General features: G+C 59.6%; 4 protein-coding genes and 1 pseudogene. 3 read left to right on the forward strand and 2 right to left on the reverse strand.

All coding sequences use genetic code 11. The features are described 5' to 3' along the window. Together AACS18_RS23440 and AACS18_RS12570 are read left to right on the forward strand one after the other, a co-directional pair. Window positions 1–255, forward strand: a pseudogene (locus tag AACS18_RS23440) (hypothetical protein); the annotation flags it as partial. Next, window positions 255–593 (forward strand): RT0821/Lpp0805 family surface protein, encoded by a 339-nt coding sequence (locus AACS18_RS12570; RefSeq protein WP_108614325.1) that lies wholly within the window; start codon window positions 255–257, stop codon window positions 591–593. The pseudogene AACS18_RS23440 and the gene AACS18_RS12570, both read left to right, overlap by 1 nt. An 89-nt stretch (window positions 594–682) precedes the next feature. Here AACS18_RS12570 and AACS18_RS12575 read toward each other — a convergent pair whose 3' ends face one another. Further along, window positions 683–2,398 (reverse strand): NAD-dependent malic enzyme, encoded by a 1,716-nt coding sequence (locus AACS18_RS12575; protein WP_108614326.1) that lies wholly within the window; start codon window positions 2,396–2,398, stop codon window positions 683–685. Between the two features lie 274 nt (window positions 2,399–2,672). On the opposite strand from AACS18_RS12575, the gene AACS18_RS12580 reads away from it, so the two are divergent. Next, window positions 2,673–3,437 carry a substrate-binding periplasmic protein gene (locus AACS18_RS12580; protein WP_108614327.1) on the forward strand — a complete coding sequence of 255 codons (765 nt, stop codon included), beginning with the start codon at window positions 2,673–2,675 and terminating at the stop codon, window positions 3,435–3,437. An 86-nt stretch (window positions 3,438–3,523) separates the two neighbouring features. On the opposite strand, the gene AACS18_RS12585 is transcribed toward AACS18_RS12580, so the two are convergent. Beyond that, a partial coding sequence (locus AACS18_RS12585; RefSeq protein ID WP_374956647.1) for a DNA breaking-rejoining protein occupies window positions 3,524–3,890 on the reverse strand: 367 nt, incomplete at its 5' end.

Raw genomic sequence — 3,890 nt, forward strand, 5'->3', positions numbered from 1 at the left:
GATGCCGTCGATGCCAATGGCAACAAGCTCAGGGGTGATGGCACCATCGATGACAACGGTGTGGATGCCGTCGATGCCAACGGCAACAAACTCAGGGGCGATGGTACGGTCGATGATAACGGTGTGGATGCCGTCGATGCCAACGGCAACAAGCTCAGGGGCGATGGCACGGTCGATGAGCGCCAGCAAGTGCTTACCGATGAGCAGGAGCGTGCTCTGCTTGACAACGGCTTTCGCCAACAGGGGCAACCATAATGCGATATCTGTTACCACTCCTCCTGCTCGGCCTCGCTGGCTGCGCCACGGTCGACACCCCGCCGCTTTACCATCAGATGGATAAGGCAGATGTTCAACTGGCCAATCAGGCCCTTGCCAAGGCGCTGGAAACCCGTACCAAAGGCCAAAGCCTCACCTGGTTCAATCCGGCTAATCGTCACGCGGGTAGCGTCACCCCGCTACGCACCTTCCGCCACACCAGCGGGGAGTGGTGTCGCGACTATCGCGAGCAACTCTATATCGGCAAGGCGAGCCAGCAGTGGCAGGATACCGCCTGTCGCAATCAGCAAGGGCGCTGGCGGCCATTGCGAACTTAGTGAATGCCACGGGTGATGAATGAAAGGGGGTAGCAGCGCTACCCCCTTGTCATCTTTACCGATCCGTTATCCGGGCGGTGAATACGCGGTTATACCCGACGATAGGGCAGGTAGACCGGCTCCCACATGTGATTGAGGATATGCTGCTGCAGATCCTGACCGATCAGCGGGTGGGAGGGATCCCGACGCACGATATCCTTGAGCACGGCGGTCGCCACATGCACCGAGATGCTGCGCAGCTCGCGAATGCGGGGATACACGGCCCCTTTCGCCAGGTCCACCTCACTCACGCACTCGGCCAGCGCAAAGGCGGCGGTCGTGAAGACATCGGGTGTGATCTCGCGGATCTGGCTGACGATGGCCGCCAGGCCTACACCGGGGAAGATAAAGACGTTATTGCCCTGCCCCACCCGAAAATCCTGCCCCTCGTAGCTCACATCCTTGAACGGGCTGCCAGTCGCGACAATGGCTTTGCCCTTGCTCCAGCGGTAGATATCTTCCGGCAGCGCTTCACAGTTGGCGGTCGGGTTGGAGAGCGGGAATACCATGGGGCGCTCGCAATGCTGCAGCATCAGCTGGATGTGCTCTTCCTGGAAGGCACCGCCCGAGCCGCTGGTACCCAGCAACACGGTAATGGGCACATGACGCAGCACATCGGCCAGATTGGCCTTGCCGGGCACCTCGGTATCCCAACCCGCCAGCAGTAACCCCGGTTTGGCGTAGCGACGCTTGTACTCGTCGAGCCCGTCCCGGTTGTCGCACACCAGCCCCTGGGTATCCAGAATGTAGATGCGATCGCGGGCCGCCTGCGGATCCATCCCCTCGCGGATCATCCCCGCGCAGATCTGATCCGCGACACCAACCCCGCCGGCGCCAGCGCCGTAGACCAGATAGTTCTGCTGGCCCAGGGTCTCCCCCTTGACCTTGACCGCGCCTATGATACCGGCCAGCACCACGGCACCGGTGCCCTGAATATCATCGTTGAATGACGGCAGTGACTGCTGGTAGCGGGCCAGATTATTGAAGGCGTTGGATTTGCTGAAGTCTTCCCACTGCAGCACGGCGTTGGGGAAGTGGCGCTTGACCCCCTGCACGAACTTGTCGATGAACTCTTCGTACTCCTTGCCGCGAATACGCTTGTGGGGGCGGCCCAGATACATGGGATCATCGAGCAGTTTCTGGTTGTCGGTGCCCACATCCAGCGCGATGGGCATGCAGCAGGCGGGGTGAATACCGGCACCCAGGGTATAGAGCGCCAGCTTGCCGATGGGGATGCCCATGCCGCCAACACCCTGGTCGCCGATCCCCAGAATGCCCTGGCTGTCGGTGACGACTATGATGCGGATCGATTTGGCATCGAAGTGGCGGGCCTGACTGCCCATGTCATCCACGTTGTCCGGAGTGATGTAGAGGCCGCGCGGCTTCTGGAAGCGGTGGCTGAACTCCTGACACGCCTTGCCCACGGTCGGGGTATAGATATAGGGAGTCATCTCCTCTACATGGCGTGACAACAGGGCATAGAAGAGAGTCTCGTTGCGATCCTGCAGGGCACGCAGGTTCTGGTACTTCTCGATATCGCTGCAAGCGCTTTTGAACCCCTCATACACTCGCTCGAGCTGGGCTTCAAAAGTTTGCACCTGAGGCGGCAGCAAACCATCGAGATCAAAATCGGCCCGCTCCTGTTCGGTGAAGGCCGTGCCCTTGTTGAGGTATCGATTGTTAAGCAGATCAGTGCCGGTCAGTGCAACGGGGCGAAAATCCTGTCCCTGTGCATCTTTCCACAACAGATATTGTCCGGTAGCCATAGTCATTCTCTTTGATTTACGTGAAATTGCCGTTCGGCAGGAGAGCAAGACTCATAATGAAATCAATCATATGACGTTTACTCGATCGGTTTTGTGAGCTTGGGCATACCCTGCGGCCAAAATAGGCGCCCGGCGACCCCGGCGAGACAAATATCCACGGCAAGGAATGAGACTCATGTTAGCATTGCGGGCAACCCAGCCCCTTTCACCGCATCACAGCCGGGAGTGATCTGATGCCCTCGCCTCTGCCAGCCTGCGTCCCCTTCTTTCAGCCATGCGCCTGATCCCGCCGCTTGCTCTGTGGTTGTTTCTGACCTGCCAGTCGGCTCTCGCCGCACCGGGCCGGGTGCTCAACATCATCGTGGGTGAATGGCCTCCTTTTGTCTCCGAGCAATCAAAACAGCACGGTCCCGTGGCCCACCTTATCAGCGATCTGTTCAAAGAGGCGGGCTATCAGGTGAAGTTCCACTTCGCCCCCTGGGGTCGGGTCTATTCGCTGGCGGCCAACAGCCAGCTCTACGACGCCACCGCCGTCTGGATGCACAAACCGGAGCGGGAGCAGGATTTTCTGTTCAGCGAAGCGGTGCTGCAGGAGCAGTTTGTCTTCTTCTCCCTCAAATCACGGCAGCTGCAAGCCGAGCGCCTTGAGCAGATCATCGGCATGCGGTTGGGGGGCGATATCGCCTATAGCTACGGGCCCGAGCTGGACAAGATGGTGGCCGATGGCAGGGTAACCCAACAGAAAGTCACCGACGTGAAACAGAATTTCGGCAAGTTGCTGCGCGGGCGGATCGACCTCTATCCGCAAGAGCTGCGAGTCGGTCTGGCCGAGTTGCAGAGCCAGCTCGACCCCGCCAGCGCGGCACTCATCACCCACAGTCAGACCCCTTTTCTGCGCAACGACAGCTTCGTGATGTTCCCGCGCAAGATGCCGGATTCAGCCAAACTGCGAGATCAGTTCAATCAGCAATTGCAGCAGGCCATCGCCAGCGGACGTTATCAGCGCTACTTCGAGCGACTGGCCCGGGGTGAATATTGACCTTGGCGAGGCAAAAACAGAGGGGATAAAACAACGGTGGCGGCCCTTTGTGGCAGCCACCTCTGTGTGCTTGTCAGCGGCTGGCATTAGCCGCTGATGCCCACCTCCAGCTTGAACGGCGTCTTGGCCTTGCTGCTCTCGGCCGCCCCCATCTGGTAGACCCGAATGGTATAAGTGCCCTTGGCGGGCAGGGTCGCCTCAAAGTTGTTCCCTTCCGTAGAGCCGATAAACATCGCCTCCCCCTTGCTGCCCGGCGGCAGAATATTGAAGTAGGGCTTGCCGGTCAGGATCACCACCATGCTCTGGCCCTTGTTGGCCGTCAGCTTGTAATCGAGGGTCTGGCTACCCTGAATGGTGCCGTTGATGGTTGCCCCTGACTCCCCCTTCTTGAAGTGCACCTGCGGGGTCTTGATCCCGTCAGCCGCCTGCACAGACCAGGCCGATATCCCGCCC

The sequence above is a fragment of the Aeromonas sp. HMWF015 genome (assembly GCF_963878965.1).
Classification (GTDB): Bacteria; Pseudomonadota; Gammaproteobacteria; order Enterobacterales; family Aeromonadaceae; genus Aeromonas; species Aeromonas veronii.

What these genes read in the sequence shown, in the direction of transcription:
- AACS18_RS12570 (WP_108614325.1), top strand. Translation starts at nt 255, where the DNA reads ATGCGATATCTGTTACCACTCCTCCTGCTCGGCCTCGCTGGCTGCGCC.
- AACS18_RS12575 (WP_108614326.1), bottom strand. Translation starts at nt 2,398, where the DNA reads ATGGCTACCGGACAATATCTGTTGTGGAAAGATGCACAGGGACAGGAT.
- AACS18_RS12580 (WP_108614327.1), top strand. Translation starts at nt 2,673, where the DNA reads ATGCGCCTGATCCCGCCGCTTGCTCTGTGGTTGTTTCTGACCTGCCAG.